Raw genomic sequence first — 17696 nt, 5'->3', positions numbered from 1 at the left:
TCGTCTTCTGGTCGCTCAACCGGCTTCAATCGAGGAGACCGTGGTGATTGTTGAGCCAGCCGACTCCGGCAAGATCCTGGACCAGCCATCGGTACGCCAGGCTGGTCGCCGGACACGTGTGGCCCAGGGGCAGCTCTACGTTCTGGAGCGGGCTCTGGCCGAACGTCGTCCGAGCGGCGCTGCGGCGCTGCTGGCTGAAGGTCCAGAACGCGTGACCGTCGTCGGGTACGAGTCGTAGGTCGACTGACGGGACGTCCGATCGTTGCGCATCGCGGTCGGGGTCCAGGCTGACAATCATCTCGATCGTGTACGCGTTCTCGTCGTTGACGGGTCGCCGGACGAGTCCTTCGACGCGTACGGGCAGCATGCTGTAGAGCCCCAAGGCGTCACCGAAGGCAGGGAAGGAGGTTTCGGCGAGCTGCCGATAGCCGATCAGGGCGTGTTGCACGATGTCCGTCGCCAGGGTCAAAGTCAGCTCCGGTGAGTACGTCTGCCAGATCCACCTGCCTGTTCCGCGTTGATCGCCTTCGGGCCAGGGCGGTAGGAGCGTATCGCCGTCCTCCATGTCCAGTTGAGCGGCGAGCCACCGGATGTCGTCCGAGTCGACGGATCGGCCTGTGCCCTGCCACGTCGACCGCACCGACCGGTTCACCCGCTCCATCCATTTGGTGACGGTGTCACGCAGTTCGGCGAGGTGGATGGTGCGGCGCCGGCGTGTGGCGCTGTAGTTGTAGACGAACTCGGCGAGTAGGTACAGCCGTTCGCGTGCCAGCGTTGATGTGCGGGGAACGGGCAGGGTCCGTCTCCTGATCGCGTTCTGGAGCTGTTCTTGCAGCGCCGCCTGGGCGCGCAGCCAGCGACCAAGGTCAGAGGTCGGAAAGCGAATCCCCTCGATGCGGTGCCATCGGCCGAGGCTGGGGAACATTTCGGGAAGTTTGACGACGTCCGGCGGCGACAACTGGTCGCGCGAGCGGGCGAGCGTCAGATAGCCGTTCTGCAACCAGGTGCCCCACTGGACGAGGCGACCGTCGCGGTGTCGTGCCAATGACTCGGCCAGGGGTCCGAGTCCGATTAGCAGGGCTTGTTCCGCGCCGCGCAGCCACTGCCCTGCGCGGATGGCAAGGTCGGGCTCGGCGGTGACCTCGCCGGTGGGGTCGCGGCGGCTGATGAGCGCCGCGATCGCCTCATCAGATGGACCCTCATGGGTGCGGTCCGTACTGGCGTCGGCGATCTCATCGAGGATCCAGAACGCTGCCGCAGGATTGACCGTCGCAAGGCCGGCGAAGAGGCGTTCTTGATCATGGTCGATGGCGGTGGACACGGCGAAAGCGAGCGCGTATCGCCACCGCGGGAACGAACTGGCCGCCGCGATCGTCTCCAGGTCAGCCAGGCCCATCCGGAGGGCTTCGGACCCGAAATACTGTTCGAACACCGGCAACGCGAACGTCAGCTCCGTGTGATCGCCGACGACGAGGCCGGTTGCGGTGAGACGACGGACAAGGGGCAACGACCCGAACGAGGCCCCGGTAACCGGCTGCGACTGTCCGAGGACCCGAACGGCCAACCGAGCCAGGTCCTGCCACGTGCCATCAGCAACCTCGTGGCTCTGCGAGTCGATGACCATCGTCGCGAGATCAGCCAGGAGTTGAGCCCGGGATACCTTGACGTCGCGGCCAGCGTGTACTCGGGCCGCCAGGCCAAGAGCGGTCAGCGGACTGGTGAGCAGGTCAGCCGTTTCGGTGTTCCACAGGTGCCAGGGGATGTCGTCACCGAGAGCCAACTTCGCCAGCTCAGCGCCACGCTGGGCCGGCCACGGCTCGATGAGGATCTTCTCCTCGTCGGGCACGGGGATCCCCGGCCGCGCGGTCGCCAGCACGCTGACCCGAGGCCACGTGTGGACGAGTTGGCGGGCCTCGGCGAGGAGACGGGCGGCTTCCCGCAACGGGACACTGTCTAGGTCATCGATGACCACCTGGCAGCGGCCGGAGGGGTCGCCGCCAAGCTCGTTGGCAATCGCCAATTCCAAGCTGGCAGTGATGTGCCGAGCGGGAAGAAGCAGCGGAATCTCGGTGTCCGGGTCGTTGGCCGCCACCTGGACAGCCTGCCCCCACCAGCGCAGTGCGTGTTCCGACTTGCCGGCCCCAAGCCGGCCCACTAGAACGCGGACCTGCCCCACTGGGACCTCAACGAGCGGTTCCTGGCGCGCCGCCATCCATGCGAGTACCGCCGGCCGCCGCTCCGCCGGCACGAGCGGTGTCAACCGGGAGACTCGCATGGCGTGGCCTCGCCGGATAGCCAGTTGCCACGTCTCGATCCGGCTGCGCATCCGCGGGTTGAACGGCACGACTGCGCTGATCTTTTCGATGACGGCGTCGAGGTCGAAGGGTGTGACCGCCTCGCGGGCCTCTTCGTCGCTGATCTGCCAGCTACGGTGCGCGCGTTCAGAGTCGGCCAGCTGATCCTGCTTCCAGGCCCGAAGCATCTCGGCGGGGTACTCGTCTGGGACCTGATCGATCTCCCACGCGTGGGGAAAGCACAGCAGGAGGAGGTTGCCGACGTCGCGGTTGTCGGCTTCGCTCATGGCTGGGTCCCAGCGAGGGCCGCCTTCGCTGCGCGCGTGGATATGGGCGACGTGGCTGTTGAGAACGTGTTGACCGGTGTCCGGGTTCACTGTGTACAGCTCGGCACGGCACCCAGGCTTCGCGCACGCGAGCGCAGTGCCGTAGAGCTGCCGCACGGTGCCGGGCGTGGGCACACGGTGCTCGATCGGTTTGTCCGATACGGCGGAACGCTTGGTCACGGCCCCATTCTCCCGGTCCACGGCTCTCTCCCGTCCCCCGGCACGCACCGAGTCGGTGCTCCGCCAGCGACCAGTACCCAGTACCGGGCTTCGGCGGGTCAGACGTACTGCACCAGTTCGGCGTGGGCCGCCACGTCGTGCTGCCGCTGGCATGAGTTGTCGACACGCTCAACGTTCGCAAGCGGATTCAGCCGAACGGTTCCAGACCGTCAGCCTTCCCGTTGCCACCTGACCGCGGTCAGGACTCGACTGATGTCACCGTTCCCCGGACCGGAGCCCTCACCCGGAGTGTGCGGTTCAAGCGTCCGTGTGCTTCCGGCACGTCCTTGGGAATGACCGATGACCAGGAGACAAAGATGCGACCCGCTAGAAGCACCCCCTCGACAGGGCCTGCCGGATCATGCAGGACTGCTCTGATTGCAGGCTCATCCGTTGTCGGCTCGTACGTCCGGAGGATCGTCAAGCCCAGCGCCAGTTGGCTCGTTGGCACGCTCTGCTTGTTCTCGGCGTCGCGGGCGGCGATGAGGTCGCGGCGGACCTCGTCAGCCACGTCACCTTCGAGCACCCCGTGAGTCAGACAGGCCGCGAGGTACGCGTGTTTGAGCAGCGCGAGACAGCAACGTCCCCAGTTCGGCAGTACGGCGTCAAGGTCTACCTCGCCGGACTCCAACATCGCCTTGAGGTCCGGATGAGCTCGGCCGTCGATCACTAGGACGAACTCGCCCTCTGGGGTATTCCGCACCAACACCCGCTTCTCTCGGCGCGGCCCTTGGACGGCCGCCGACCGAAGAGAAGGACGAGAAAGCGCCCCCTCGACCCAGTCAAGGAGATCGGTCTCCACGTTGCTGCCGAGCCTGTTATTGCAAGGAAGGCACGTCCTCGTCATGACCTTCCCGCCTATTCGATCGGGTGGAATGTGCTCCTTCGAAGTGGCCGGATCACCGCAGATCGGGCAACTCTCGAACACCCGCGGGCGGATCGGTTCGATCAGGGTTACCTCCGCCGACTCGCCCGGATCGTCCGGGCGGATTGCGGCGTCGATCGCACGACCGGTCGGCAGGGCGATCGACATCGACTCGGGGGCGCGTCGGGTCACGACGGACAGGCTACCCGGCCATCTCCTCCCTGGACGGAAGGCGGACTGGTCGGGGCTCCTGCAACACCTTGTCGGCGTACTCGACTCACTTCTCGGCATGGCATCTCTACAAGAACCCGGACGGTTCAATGCACGGCTTGCAGGTCCAGCCGTATCTGCCTCTGCACTCGGGCGTGCGTCGGCACCTTTCGTGCTTGTCGGCGACCGCCCCAGGTTGCCGGGACTCCGTGCATTCGTCAGTCAACGAGGTAGTGGGCTTCGATGTAGGCGACGGTGGAGTCATACGGCTCCCCCACCGGCTTCAACATGTACCGGCGGAAGACGGCGGCGGTGGCGCGGCGGACGCCTCGGTTGCGAGCGTCTGCGTTGTCCCATGTTTGGGCGAGGGTTCGGGTGACGACCTGGTCGATCTCCTCGGCCAGGTTCCGCTCGGTGACGGTGAGGCCGGGCGGTGCGTGGTCGTGGATGATCCGCGACAGGACCCCTACGTGGTCGTCGTCCAGCACGACGACGGCTTCGTCGGGGTGCTTCTCGGCGTTCACGATGGCGCGAGCGATCCGGAGTGCCTCGGACAGGAAGTCAAGGGCGTCCTGGGCGTTCTGGATGATCTGATCGCGCAGCAGCCTGATCCGCTCCGCGAGGGCGGTGTACTTCGCGGACCCTGGGTCGACGCCCTTTTCGAGGGCGGCCTTGATGCGGTCGAGGATCTCCGCCGCGGACGGTGGCGTCTTGTCCTCGCCGTCGTCCTTGTCGGGCTTGGGGCGGACGAGGGCCATCAGCTCTTTGAGGATGGCGATGCCCTGGGCGTCCAGGACGAGGGGCTCTTCCTGGGAGGCGACGACGGTGAAGGAGTGGACGTGGGCGTTGATGATCTCCAGGACCATCGGCCCCAGCTCGCCCAGCCGTTCCTTCCTCTCTTCGTCGGAGGACTTCTTGAACAGGGTCGTGTACACGGACCCGAACAGCCCGAAGCCGTCCCGGTACTTGGCGACCCGCTTGTCGGTGTTGATGAGCGGGTACAGGCGGGCCAGCAGCCGGTAGTCCTTGGAGAACACCTCGGCGGCGCCGGCGTTGGCGTCCAGGAAGACGTTGATGGCCCGCACGGATTCGTATCCGTGGACCGTGAGGTCCAGGTCGTCCACGTCCGCGAGGAGGTCTTCGATGCGGGCGAAGGTGGTGCGGAACTCGGCGACCAGCTCGGACGGGTTGGTGACGAACCCGCCGCCCTTCTTGCCTGCCCCTTCTGAGGTGGGGTCGACGACGGCCCGCTGGACCTCTTCGGCCAGGCCGATGTAGTCGACGACCACGCCGGAGGTCTTCACGAATCCGGTTGGGGACACCCAGGTGCGGTTTGGGCGGGTGATCGTCTGGAACAGGGTGTGGGCCTTCAGTGGCTTGTCCAGGTAGAGGACGCCCTCGTTGGGGGCGTCGAACCCAGTCATCAGCTTCGCGGTCACCACCAGGAAGCACAGCGGGTCGTCCGGGGTGAGGAACCGCCGCTTCTGTTCCTCTTCCTCGGCCTCGGAGAGGCGGTACGGCCGCATGGCGGGGTCTTCGTCCTTGGAATCCGAGACGGAGATGTTCACCTCGGCAGTGATCCGGTCATGCTTCCCCACTTCGGCGAGCGCCTGTGACGCCTCGAAGCCGGCCAGCAGCTCGTTGATCTTGTCCGTGTACGCCACGGCCAGCTCACGGTTGTAGGCGACGACCTGGGCCTTGAGGCCGTTGCGGTAGGCGCCGGCCAGGTAGTGGTCCACGATGTCCTGGCAGACCGTGTGGATACGGTCGGGGTTGGCGAACACCGAAGTGAGGCGTCCGAACTTGCGGGACAGGGCCTCACGGTCGGGGTCGTCAAGATCGAAGTCGTCGGCGAACTGGTCGAACTCAGCCTGCAGCTCCTGGCCGTTCATGTCGAAGGAGACCGGGTGCGGGTCCAGCATGACCGGGACAGTCGCCTCGTCCCGCAGCGACCGGGACACCGAGTACCGGTGCAGCACCCTGCCCGGGTCGGTCTCCTCGCCGAAGAGGGCGAAGGTGTCGGTGGCGAGGTTGCGGAGAGGGGTGCCGGTCATGCCGAAGACCTTCGCGTACGGCAATGCCGCACGCATTTGCCCGGCCAGGGATTTCGACTTGTCGGACTGGGTGCGGTGTGCCTCGTCGACCAGCACGATGATGTTGTCCCGGGTCGCCAGGTTCTTGCCGGCGTCGGCAAACTTGTGGACGGTCGTGGAGATGACGCCGCGGACGTCGTCGGCCAGCAGCGCCCGCAGCTCGGCGCTGGTTGCGGGCTGGTGGAAGTAGGCGTCGCCCATCGCGGAGGTGAACACCCCGGACGTCTGCCGGACGAGCTGGGTCCGGTCCGAGAGCAGGATGATCGTGGGCGACTCGGTACGGGTGTCGGCCAGCAGCAGCGAGGCGGCGAACACCATCAGCAGCGTCTTCCCGCTACCTTGGTGGTGCCAGATCAGGCCCTTCTGGCCGCCGGCTACGACTCGCTCGTGGATCAGGTGGGCGGCTTCCATCTGCGGGTAGCGGGGCAGGTACTTCTTGTCCACCCCGCCTCCAGAGGTGTCGAACAGGGCGAAGTTGGCGAGCATGTCCAGGACGGTGGCCGGGTTGAGCAGCAGCTCGACGGAGCGCTGCACGTCGGCCTGGCCGGACAGGTTCTCGTCGTCGGCGGTGGACCGGAACGGCTGCCACAGGTTCAGGGGCGCGCCAACGGCACCGAATCGCAGCTTCAGCCCGTCGGAGGCGACGGCGAAAACGTTCGGGGTGAAGAACCACGGGTACTCGGCGGCGTACACATCGTTGATCTCGCGGGCAGCCTTAGCCCACCCAGACTTCGCGGTCGGCGACTTCACCTCCACCACGACCAGCGGCAGCCCGTTGACCCAATACACGAGGTCGAACCGGCGGGGAGTCTTCCCGGGGACAGTGATGGTCACCTCGTCCGACACGACCAACGTGTTAGCGGTCGGGTGCTCGACGTCGATGACCTTCAGGGCATGCCACACGCCATCGGCGTCCCGGAACTCCTTATGCCCCCGCAGCAGGCGCAGCACCTGCTCGTTGGCCCGCACCAGCCCGCCCTCAACGGCGTTCACCGTAGCGACGATCTCCTCGACCACCGCATCCACGTCGAACCCGTCGACCACCCCAGGGTTGAGCCGAACGAGAGCGTCTCGCACTTGGCCTGTAAGCACCGTCTGCGTTGTCGCACGCGGCAGCGACCTGCCCGCGGTGAAGCCCCAGCCCATCGGGAGGGACCACTGGATCATGAGGTTCTGGAACTCACGCTCCCGAATGCCCTTCGCCACGAGTCAGACCTCCAAGATCGGCGGACTTGATGTTGATGGTGCGGTCCAGCAGCCCGGACAGCAGGCCAGCCCGAATCTGACGGAGACTGGCGACCTCAGCACGTGCCGCATCGGCATTCGCACGAACGGACAGCACGGCGGATGAAACCTCCTGCTGCCGGTCCAGGTCAGGCAGTGGGATCGGTGTCTCACGAATACGATCCTGGCTGACGTTAAACATTGAGGCGCTGGTGCCTGTAGCCGAACTAGTGAGGTGCGTCCGGGCCGACTTCAGCGCCATCGCTGCCACGAGGAAATCCGGGTCCAGTTTTGACGATGGCACGAGTCGAAGAGTCTTGTCGGCCAGGTATAGACCGCTCCGAACATCAGCGGGGACACGCGCGACGGCCCCGACTCGCAAAGGTGTGTTCGCTCGCGTAATGAGTACGTCGCCGGGCTGAACAAGCGCGAACTTTGGCATGGACGTGCCAGGCAGAAGGGCCTTAGACTCTTCCGGAAGAAACCGGAAGGGCGTGACCGCGCTGACCTTCAAGACGCCGTTCTCGTCAGCGCCCGGGGGCCTCGTGTTTGCCTGAGGACTCCTGCCCCCTTGAATGTCATCGAGCATCGTTCCGAGCGCCACGATTGGTTCGTTGGCGAGCAAATCTTCGGCAACGATCATCGACATGCGTTCCAGCGCCTCGGCTTCTCTGTCGAGTGCGATTATCTGGTCGTCAACTGCGTCCAGCATCTCAACGATCCCCGCCTGTACGTCGCGAGGTGGGATCGGGAGTTTAATCTGCAAGAGTTGCTCTGGGTTGAGGCGTTTGCGCCGTTGAACAGTCCCCCTCACTCGGTTCTTCATCTCGGCCCACAGTTGCGGTGAGCGGCAGACGTGCCTCATCCAGTCGGGTACCAGCTCCGGACCGAGTGTGAATGTCGGGAACTCGTTGCTGACGACGAATCCGTCGAAGTCGGCAGGTACTACAGTGATAGGTCCTTCCCACGCTGTCAGTTTTCGCATCACTACCTGGTCGACGCGCAGCACGTTCATCGCCGCGTACTCCGTGTCCCCGCCGTCGAACTCGCCTTTAGCGATTAGCCCCTGTCCTGCGTTTAGGACCCCGGCCAAACGGTAGGTAGTAGCAGGCGTCATCGGCGTGCGCTGGATGTCAAGGCGCATCACTTCGCCGAGCGGACGAAGTGGATAGCCGTCACTCATCGAATCCCTCAATCCCGGCGGCAGCGAGAATGGAAAGCATGCGCTGCTCGGTCTTCTGGCGCTCGGCTCGGGCGATGTTATATGCATCGATGAGAGCGCCGAGGTCTTCCTGTTCGGCGGCAGCCTGCTTGATGTACCGCCCGATGTTGAGGTCGTACCCGTTCGCCACGATCTCCGTGGCGGGGACGAATCGCGCCGCGAGTCCACCGTCGCCGTCAGGGTCGACCGGGCTGCCGTCAAAATCCAAGGTCGAGTGGTAGGCGGTCACAACGTCGGCGATGTCTGCGCCGGTGAGGACATTGCGGTTCTTGGCCTTGGTGAACCGCTTGGAGGCATCGATGAACAGCACCCCGTTCTTGCGTTCGTCGGTCTTGGTGCCGGGTGCGCGGAACACGAGGATACAGGTCGGAATGGACGTCGAATAGAAGAGGTTTGCCGGTAGGCCGATCACGGCTTCCAGGAGATCGTCATCCAGGACGCGTTGGCGTATGGATGCTTCCTGGCCGCCTCGGAAGAGGACGCCGTGGGGCAAGACGACGCCAGCGCGCCCCTTCTTCGAGTCCATCGACGCGATCATGTGCTGCACGAACGCCCAGTCCGCCGACGACTGCGGGGCGACACCGCCGATGGCGCGCGGGTCCTTGGTCCAGGGTTTCCACTTCAGGCTGTAGGGCGGATTAGCGAGGATCACATCGAACTGTGCGATGGACCCGTCCGGCTTCTTGAAGCGGGGGTCCTTTAGGGTGTCGCCGACCTCGACCTGGAACTGGGTGAGGTTGTGCATGAAGAGGTTCATGCGTGCCACACCGGCGGTGTCCGGTACGGCCTCCTGCCCGTACAGCTTGAGCGTGTATCCGCGCCCGCCGTGGGCCTTTAGGAGGTTCGCGGAGGCGATGAGCATGCCGCCCGACCCGCAGGTCGGGTCATACACCGACTCGAAGCCCTTCGGGGCCAGGACCTCGACGATCAGCTCGACGACCTCACGTGGGGTGAAGAACTGGCCGGCGCGGGTGCCGGACCCGTCGGAGAACCGCTTCAGCAGGTACTCGTACGCCCCACCGAGCACGTCGTGGGACATGTTGCCCTCGTGCATCTTCGGGGTGCGGTCCATCGCCTGCATGACCGCCGCCAACACCTCACCCGGCAGCGCCTCTTCCGAGGTCCAGGTCATGGACCCGAACAGGCGGGAGAACTTGTCAGGGTTGGCCGTCTCGATGGCTTGCAGGGAGGCGCGGACGCGCTGGCCGAGGCCGGGCTGGGTGATGGTGGCGAGGATGGACGACCAGGAGGCACGACGCTGCTGGACGGTGCCGGGGTGGATGAACGGGATCTCGAACGATTGGTAGTCGCGGTACTCGATCTCGTGGGCTTCCTCGGCAGAGAGGTCGTCCAGGCCCTCGTTGTCGGCCAGGAACTCCTGGTGGTGGTGCTCCCAGGTATCCGACAGATACTTCCAGAACATCAGCGGGAAGACCACCGACGAGTATTGCGCTTCGGGCATCGCCACGCGCAGTTCGTCGGCGGCGTCCCACAACCGGTTCTCGATCTCCTGCTGCGTCACTGCCATCAGTCGGGGTGTCCTCGCTCGTCAAAGGGTGGCGACTCGAAGGCCGCAGCGTTCCGGCTGGTCACCCTATTTTGGGCGTGCCCGGCATGTACACGCCGGGCGTGTCCTGCCGGGTGAACATACGCGGGGCACTTCATTCCCCCTCGCCGCCACCCCGCGCGTCGCGAACGACACGCCGGGCGTGTTGGAACCCAACCCTAGCGGCGACCACCGACAGATCCGCGCGGACAGATGCGAGCATGCATCGATTACTGAACGTGATCGCTTGAGCGCCTCATCAGGTGGTGTTGGGGTGGTCGACGGGCCTGGTCAAGCCGGCCGAGCACCGAGTGAGCGGTCAGAAGAGTCAACGCGGCAGGCAGCGCGGACCGATGAATCAAGGGCTTAATGAAAGACGGAGGCAAATCCTTGGTGACCGTTCAAGGCTGCGTGAAGAGGCACTAGTGGTGCCGCGGCACCACCAAACGCAACGCCTCGGAACGAAGCTCAGTCAAGAAACGACGTGCCGATTCTCCCGTTAGTGCATCTGCCAGTAGCGACCGATACACCCGCGAGTAGACGTCCACTTCTTCGGGATCAGTCAGCGTCATTTCACGGGTGTAGGTTTCGATCGTGACGAGGCGTGCATTGTCGGGCAGGGTATATAAGACGAACGGGTGGGCATGGACCATTGACGGCCGGAGGTCGACTGGCAGGATGGCGATGCTAACGGCGGGTAGCGTGGAGACAGACAGAATCTTTTCGTACTGCGCAGCGAGCGCCCCAGGCGGTGCCGCGCGAAACCGCAGTGCGGTTTCGGAGATGAGGAAATCGAACGTTCTATCCTGTTCGTAGAGCACTACCTGTCGCTCGATGCGCGCCGCCGTTGCCCGGGACGTATCGCCGACACCGAAGACGTCCGAAAGAGTAAGTACGTTGCGCGCGTACTCAGCGGTTTGAAGCAATCCGGGTACAACTGCATGCTGGAATACCTGCACCTGCTTGGCGTCATGAAGCAATCGACCAATGGTCCGTTGATGTTCAGCGCGCCCGCCGCTGAGCGTCCTGTCCCAAATGATTGACGCCACTTGAATAGATTCGGCAGCATCCACGAGTTCGGCCGCCACATCGCTCGGTGCGCGGGTCGCGACTGTCCAGGCTTGGACATCGGCGACCGACGGTTTCGTGCGTCGGTTCTCGATCTTGGAAACCTTTGACTGCGACCAGCCCAATGCCGCAGCGAGTCGCGTGGTCGACAGGCCGGCCTCCTCGCGGAGTTCCCGCAGCCGGGCCGCAAGGGCAGATCGGTCATCCACCGCTGGTGTCACCAGGATCTACGCAACTCATGCTGCACCAACGGCATATATGCCCGAAGTGGTACGGCGCACTTCATTGCGAGGTCGCGTTGTTCGATGTAGGGCGCTACGTGGCTGGTCGGCTCCATGGCCAAGCGCCGACCTTTTCGGTCATACTCAATCTTCACGGCAAGCACGTCATCGAGCAGCCAAAAGTCAGATGTCAGCTCGCCTAGCTCGTCTGGAGCCACCGCCCGATCAGCGATGCGAACGTCCTCGCCCGCAAGCAAGTTCCCCTGATAGCCGAGGAGTTCGAAGCGGAGGTAATCCGACAGCGGGCGGTTCAGGACGTGGACTCTGCTCCAGCGCCTGCCGGCGTTCACGCTGTCCGCCACCATCCGCAACCAGGGATCATGGTCCGGGCTGCGTGGTGGGAGAGCGCGCCCCGCGTGGAAGTCGCGCAGCAGGTCTGCCTCACCCGGTGCCGTGTAGCAATCCAGTGTCTCCAGGCGGAACACCGATCGCTCCACCCCTCGCAGCATGCGCTGCAACTCGTCCATCTGCATCGGATTGTCCCGTTCTGTGGCCACCTGCCGATCAAGTTTAGTCGCGCCCGAAGACTAGTCCTCCTGGCAGCCTTGTGGCAGTCTCGATCCTAACGCAGTGAAGGGAGTCAACATGTCGGACGCGTTCGCGGGCCTGACCTGGCGGAAGAGCTCAGAGAGCCTCAACGGCGACTGTGTGGAGGTAGCGTCGCTGCCCGACGGCGTGGCCGTCCGGGACTCGAAGAACCCCGAAGGCGCGAAGCTCACGTTCTCGCGCTCAGAGTGGCGGGCGTTCCTGCGCGGCGCGAACCAGGGCGAGTTCAACGACCTGTGATCATGGGGCGCCGGTTTGGGCCGCGAGCGAAGCCTAGATGCCCGGCTCGGTGGCACCAAGCCGGGCATCTACGAATCTGCGCTAGCCCTGACTAAAGGAGATCGTCGAACTCACCCTTGGCCGCGCCGTCGAGGAAGGCGGCAAACTCGCCGGTCGTGAACAGCAGTACGGGTCCGGTTGGGTCCTTGGAATCTCGCACCCCGACGACCTCGCCCACCCTCGCCACTTCGACACATTGGCCACTCTGCTGGGTCTTGGTGCTCTTCCGCCACTTCGCGCGACTGAAGTCGTTCACGCGAGCTCCTTTGCAACGTTACGGATCATCGACACGGATTCGTCTGGGGCGAGTGCCATCGCTCTCAATCGATCAAACGCCTGAACGGCTCCCTGCACGTCCGCGTCACCCTCAGGGTAGAGATCGCCAGCCATAGTCTCGATGTAAACGACCTCCCGATCAGTGGGATCGGCAAAGCCAAGGACGACGAATGAACCCGGGGTGCCGGGATGTGCGCCAGCCGCGAACGGCAGTACCTGCACATCCACGTGCGGCAGATTCGCGATAGCCACCAAGTGGTTGAGCTGCTCAGCCATCGTCTCAGGGCCACCTACCTGCCGCCGTATGGCGCTCTCATCGAGGACTACCCATAGAGCCGGTGGGTCCTCACGATGCAGCAGGGCTTGCCGGCGTATGCGAACCTCAAGGCGGCGCTCGATCTCCTCCTCGCTGAGACGGGCAACGCCGCCTTGTAGGACCGATCGGGTATAACCCTCGGTCTGCATCAGGCCCGGAATCGAGATCAGCTCGAAGTTCCAGATCCGCGCGGCGTCTGCCTCGAACCCGATATAGGTCGCGTACTCGTCGGGGATGCTGCCCGCGTATCGATGCCACCAGCCACGTTGCGTCGCCGTCTGAGCTACCTCCACCAGGTTGGCTGTCACGGTGGGGCTCGCGCCGTACGTAGCAAGCAACGCTCGCACTACCGGCACACGCACCCCGACCAGCGCGCGCTCTACGCGGGAGAGGTGAGAGGGGGAAATTCCTGCATGTCCCGCAGCTTCCTCGATCGTCATGCCGATGGACTCACGCAAGTTGGCCAGCTCACGGGCGAGCCGTCTGCGTCTCAAGGTAGGCCAGTTTGGCACCGAGACAGCATGACACAGCCGAGCAAGTGCAGAAATTGACTCAGACAACTTGTCTGGATCTAGTCTTAGCTGTAAGACTAGGCGCACGCCTAAGACTAGGCGGGCGTCGAGATCCGTCCGATGAGTGATCGCCACACTGGGAGGACACGTGGGCTTAGCAGGACCAGCCACAAGACCCGCCGCACTGCCTCCCGGTTCCGAGCTGGTCAAGCTCCGTCGGCAACGGGGTATCGATGCGGTCGCCGATTTTGATCAACCGACTCCCCATGTGGCGTATCGGTCTGTCGGGCGCTTCAGCTTGAGGTTGCCGGCACCGTGGATGGCTGGTTCTCGGGGAACGGGCAAACGCGATGGCTGATCTCGGGTCCTCGCTGACGGTCAACCTTGCCGCGCATGAGCGCGCTGCTGATCACTTTTGGTCGTTTATGGCGGACCGTAGCGTGCGGTTTCTCCCACAGGGGTGTGCGCCGATGTTCTTCTCGACGCTGAGCCAGATGATCGCTGGTCAGGGCGACCCGGCGGCTCGGCGGGCCGGGTTCGCGGTGTTAAGCCGCATGTACCGGCGCTTCGAGCTGTATCCGTACCACGGCACTGTCATTGCGGCGGCGATGGTGGAGACGGTGCGGCGGTTCACGGGCGCGAGCTGGGAGCCCGAGCTGGCCGGCTACTGGGAGCGGGGATGCCGTCGGGTTCTGCGGGTGGCGGAGCGGGCAGCGACGGCGATGGGCGACGGCCCTCATGTCACGGGCGGCGAGGTCGTGGCGTCCGACGCTGCGCCTGATGGAGTCGCGGTCTTGACTGTTCGGCCGATGCGTCGTCTTTGTTTCCTGCCTGGTCAGGCGATGCCAGTGTGTACGCCTCGGCTGCCGGGGCTGTGGCGGTGGTATTCGCTGGCGAATGCTCCTCGCCGGGACGGGACGGTGGAGTTCCACGTCCGCGCGGTCGGCGAGGGCATGGTGTCGCCCGTGCTGGTTGAGCGCGTGGCGCCGGGTGAGCTGCTGTGGCTGGGTCCCGCGGTCGATGTCGGATTGTCGCTGGAGGCCGCGGGCGAGGCCGATTTGCTGTTGGCGGCCGGTGGTACGGGTCTCGCGCCGCTGCGCGCGTTGGTGGAGCAGGTGGCCGCGTCGCCGGTCAAGCGGCGGGTGACGTTGGTGGTGGGGGCGCGGACGCTGCTGGATCTATATGACGCGGTGGCGTTGGACAAGCTGGCGCAGGCGCATCGGGACTGGCTGACGGTGGAGTTGGCGTTCTCCGACGACGGGGATGTGGAACCGGCGGCGCAGGGCGATCTGCTGACCGTGGCGTTGTACCACTACCGGCAAGGGCAGGCGTTCTACGTGTGCGGCCCCCCGAAGCTGATGGAGGCGGCGCGCGTTCGTCTGCCGACTGCCGGGATCCCTGCCGGCAGGCTGCACCTGGCCACCACGTTCCGGCGCGCCATGGATTCGACGCTGTGGGTGTCGCGCCAACGCTCGTCGCGCGTCGCGAGCCCGTCTGGTCTGGACATGGCGGCCGGCGGCATCGAGCGGAGGGGTTCGGCATGAAGCTGATGGATTTGGCAGTTCGCAGCGCCACCGATGCGGAGCTCAGCGGGCTGTCCGAGGTTGTGGCACAGGGGTTGGTAAGTCGGCCCTTGGGGGCGTGGCTAGTGCCTGCTGCGACGGAGCGTCCGGGGGTCTTGCGGCGCTACGCGCATCTGATGCTGACGCACGGTGTGCGGCACGGCCGGGTTGATACGACCGCCGACCACGCGGCAGTGGCGGTCTGGTACTCGCGGCGTGAGCCGCCTGCGCCGGGTGCCAAGTGGATGTATTACCTGCAGCGGATCCTCGGCGCGGATGCGGCGCGGTTCGCCTTGCTGCACGCCTACGTCGACGCAGTGCTCCCGCATACGCCGCATCACTACCTCGCTCACCTCGCGGTCCGCCCTGGGCAGGAGGCGGCGGCACGCGCGTTGCTGGCCAGTTATCACCGGGCGGCAGACGAGGAGGGGTTGCCGGCGTACGCGGAGGTGGCCAGCGACAACCCCCGCGAGAGTGTGTTCGCGGGGCTCGGGTACGAGCCGCGCTCACCGATCCTGCTGGAGCCGGGCGGGCCGGTGCTGTGGCGGATGTGGCGACCGGCACCGGACGAACGGCTCAGCGCTCTGCCGCGCCGAGCACGGCTGTACCGCGCCGCGACCCCATTTCACGGACGGGTGATCCCGGCGCCCCGCTCTCCCTGATCGTTCAGTCCCGATCCGGAAGTTGATGACCTGCAGGCGGCGACCTCGCGCCTAGCGGGCTACCTCGTTGCACCCCGAATTCGAAGGAGGCACCCGTCATGCTGTCCGCTATCACCCGTTTACGGGCATTGGCTCCACTCCGACGTGGCAACGCCAGCCGGTGGCCGGCAGGCTCGACCCCCGCCTGCGCCAGCACCGCCGTCACGGAGGCGGGAGACGTGACGTCGGACGAGTTCACGTGGGGCTACGCGATCCGGCGGCAGTGGCCGAACGGGGCCCACGACCTGTTCGGGTTCACCCCGGACGCGGCGACCGCCCGGCGACGGCTGGACCGGGACCGGCGTTTCTGGCGGAGCGGCCCGGTACGGCCCGCTGCGGTGTATGTCGTGCCGGCCAACGGTGCCGAGGTGCGGCGGCACCCGGTGGACGGCTGCCGCCGCTCGTGCTGCCCGGATTCGACCGATCGGGGGCAGTGGTGAGGTCGACGCATGTGCAGGTGGCGCTGGCGCGGCGGACGGTGACTCCGTTCGGGTTGTGGGTGTTCGGGGCGGCGGCGTCGGCGCCGATGGTGGTGCTGGCCGGAGGCATCGTCGCCACCTATGCGACGACCAGGGTGTCGGCGCTGCCGCTGGTGTTCGTGGTGGTGGCCGGTGTGGTGGCGCTGCTCGCGGTCGGGTACACGGCGTTGGCTCGCCAGGTGGGGCACGCGGCGGCATACTACGGAATCCTCGCGCACGGCCTGGGCCGGGGTTGGGGTGTGGCCGCTGGTCTGGTCGCCTTGATCGCGTACAACGCGATCCAGACGAGCCTGTTCGGGTTGTTCGGCGCGACACTGGCCGCCCAGCTCGGCGGCGCGTGGTGGGTGTGGGCGGGCATTGCCGTGGCCGTGGTCGCGGTGGTGGGTGTGCGGGCGATCGTGCTGTCGACCCGCGTGCTGGCCGCCGTGCTGGCGGTGTCCCTGCTCATCGTCGCCGCGTTCACCCTTGCGGGTCTCGGGCAGCCTGCGAATGGCGGGCTGTCCTGGGAGGGCTTCGACGCCTCGGGCCTGGCGGTCAGCGGCATCGGTGGGGCGGTCGCCTTCTGCGTGGCGGCGTTCATGGGCGTCGACGCGCCGGGCTCGTTCATGGAGGAGGCCATCGACCGCCGGTCGGTCGGCCGGGCCACCATCGCTGCGGTGCTCGTCCTGGGCGGTGTGTACGCGGCGGCGGCGTGGGCGATGGGCGTGGCGACCGGCCCCGAGGCCGCCGCTGATGCCGCCGCCGACCCCGCAGGAGGGCTGCCGTTCTCGGTCCTTGAGGGCATCGGCGGCGCGTGGGTTCCCCTCGCGCAGGTAGTGCTGGTCTTCGCGATCGTCACCTCGATGCTCGCCTTCCACAGCGTCATCGCCCGGTACGTGTTCGCGATGGCCCGCGAAGGTGTCCTGCCCGCCAGCCTCGCCCGTACCGGCACCGCGACGCGGGTCAGCGCGCCTCGCGGCGGTTCCCTGACCCAGACCGGCGTCGCCGCCGTGGTGGTGGGAGGGTTCGCGCTGGCCGGCGCGAACCCGGTCGCGGTGATGTTCACCTGGCTGTCGACCCTGGGCGCGATGGGCCTGCTGTGCCTGCTGCTGGCCGCCTCTGTGGCCGCGATGATGGCTCCGGCCAGCGTGCGCGGCCAGAAGGTCGGGCTGTGGGAGTGGCGGCTCGCACCCGGTCTCGCAACGGCGGGCGGGACAGTGGTGCTGGCCCTGATGGTCGGCAACGTTGGCTCCCTGCTCGGTGCCCCGCCCGAGTCGCTGGAACCGTTCCTGCTGCCCGCGATCCTCGCCGCCACCGCCCTGGCCGGCGGCGCGTGGGCCGCCCACATGCGGCGGTCACGCCCGGAGGTCTACGCCGGCATCGGCCGTGGCACTCCGAGCACCCACGCCGTTCCCGACGCCATCAGCGTCTCCATCTAAGGGGCTGCGGACGATGCGAACTGACGCGGCGATGACCCCACCTGGCGGACGCTACGGCGTCGACCCCCTACACCCCGGCTGGCGGCCGGAACACCCTCCAGCGGCACCACCCGGCCCCGGCCCGCACATCCCAGCGGATTACCCGCCGCCTGGCTACCGCCCGGTGCACGGTGACTACCAGCGACCGCCAGAGGCCCCAGTTCCCCCCACCATAGCCCCGCCCCCGCACATGCCTGCGCACCAGCCATGGCAGGACGGG

Annotated in this window: 14 protein-coding genes; 5 read left to right on the top strand and 9 right to left on the bottom strand. The window is 66.1% G+C overall.

What is annotated here, in order from left to right:
- Positions 1-25 precede the first annotated feature (25 nt).
- From CLT75_RS27925 to CLT75_RS27895, 7 genes are all read right to left on the bottom strand, one after another.
- Positions 26-2800: an NACHT domain-containing protein gene (locus CLT75_RS27925; protein WP_135243161.1), complete on the bottom strand. Its 2775-nt coding sequence runs from the start codon at positions 2798-2800 to the stop codon at positions 26-28.
- Positions 2801-3038: 238 nt separating this feature from the next.
- Positions 3039-3896 (bottom strand): HNH endonuclease, encoded by an 858-nt coding sequence (locus tag CLT75_RS27920; protein WP_167796977.1) that lies wholly within the window; start codon positions 3894-3896, stop codon positions 3039-3041.
- Positions 3897-4132: 236 nt separating this feature from the next.
- Positions 4133-7213, bottom strand: coding sequence for an HsdR family type I site-specific deoxyribonuclease (locus CLT75_RS27915; RefSeq protein ID WP_135243159.1), 3081 nt, complete (start codon positions 7211-7213; stop codon positions 4133-4135).
- Positions 7188-8414, bottom strand: coding sequence for a restriction endonuclease subunit S domain-containing protein (locus CLT75_RS27910; RefSeq protein WP_209310397.1), 1227 nt, complete (start codon positions 8412-8414; stop codon positions 7188-7190). Before CLT75_RS27910 ends, CLT75_RS27915 begins: the two co-directional genes overlap by 26 nt.
- A complete protein-coding gene (locus tag CLT75_RS27905; protein ID WP_135243158.1) occupies positions 8407-9981 on the bottom strand; it encodes a type I restriction-modification system subunit M in 1575 nt (524 codons plus the stop codon). Before CLT75_RS27905 ends, CLT75_RS27910 begins: the two co-directional genes overlap by 8 nt.
- A 440-nt stretch (positions 9982-10421) precedes the next feature.
- Complete coding sequence (locus CLT75_RS27900) at positions 10422-11276, bottom strand: helix-turn-helix domain-containing protein (RefSeq protein ID WP_421499646.1); 855 nt, start codon at positions 11274-11276, stop codon at positions 10422-10424.
- A gap of 8 nt (positions 11277-11284) precedes the next feature.
- A complete protein-coding gene (locus CLT75_RS27895; protein WP_135243156.1) occupies positions 11285-11821 on the bottom strand; it encodes a DUF6879 family protein in 537 nt (178 codons plus the stop codon).
- Between the two features lie 112 nt (positions 11822-11933).
- Between CLT75_RS27895 and CLT75_RS27890 the strand changes: the two genes are divergently transcribed.
- On the top strand, positions 11934-12134 hold the full coding sequence (locus CLT75_RS27890; RefSeq protein ID WP_047891358.1) for a DUF397 domain-containing protein: 201 nt from the start codon (positions 11934-11936) through the stop codon (positions 12132-12134).
- A gap of 91 nt (positions 12135-12225) precedes the next feature.
- Here CLT75_RS27890 and CLT75_RS27885 read toward each other — a convergent pair whose 3' ends face one another.
- Positions 12226-12429 (bottom strand): DUF397 domain-containing protein, encoded by a 204-nt coding sequence (locus CLT75_RS27885; RefSeq protein WP_047891357.1) that lies wholly within the window; start codon positions 12427-12429, stop codon positions 12226-12228.
- A complete protein-coding gene (locus CLT75_RS27880; protein WP_421499645.1) occupies positions 12426-13277 on the bottom strand; it encodes a helix-turn-helix domain-containing protein in 852 nt (283 codons plus the stop codon). The genes CLT75_RS27885 and CLT75_RS27880 overlap by 4 nt, the downstream gene beginning before the upstream one ends.
- Positions 13278-13747: 470 nt before the next feature.
- Here CLT75_RS27880 and CLT75_RS27875 point away from each other — a divergent pair, with 470 nt between their 5' ends.
- The 4 genes from CLT75_RS27875 (at position 13748) to CLT75_RS27860 (ending at position 17437) form a co-directional block, all read left to right on the top strand.
- Positions 13748-14821: an FAD-binding oxidoreductase gene (locus CLT75_RS27875; protein WP_421499644.1), complete on the top strand. Its 1074-nt coding sequence runs from the start codon at positions 13748-13750 to the stop codon at positions 14819-14821.
- Positions 14818-15501, top strand: a complete 684-nt coding sequence (locus CLT75_RS27870) for an N-acetyltransferase (protein WP_421499643.1) — start codon at positions 14818-14820, stop codon at positions 15499-15501. Before CLT75_RS27875 ends, CLT75_RS27870 begins: the two co-directional genes overlap by 4 nt.
- A 218-nt stretch (positions 15502-15719) precedes the next feature.
- Entirely contained in the window at positions 15720-15980 is a 261-nt protein-coding gene (locus CLT75_RS27865) for a hypothetical protein (RefSeq protein WP_135243154.1), read from the top strand.
- Positions 15981-15991: 11 nt separating this feature from the next.
- Positions 15992-17437: an APC family permease gene (locus CLT75_RS27860; RefSeq protein WP_135244161.1), complete on the top strand. Its 1446-nt coding sequence runs from the start codon at positions 15992-15994 to the stop codon at positions 17435-17437.
- Positions 17438-17696 lie beyond the last annotated feature (259 nt).

This window comes from Micromonospora sp. CNZ285 (assembly GCF_004637285.1).
Note: the sequence above shows the minus strand (reverse complement) of the source record. Positions and strands in the feature narration are given on the sequence as shown.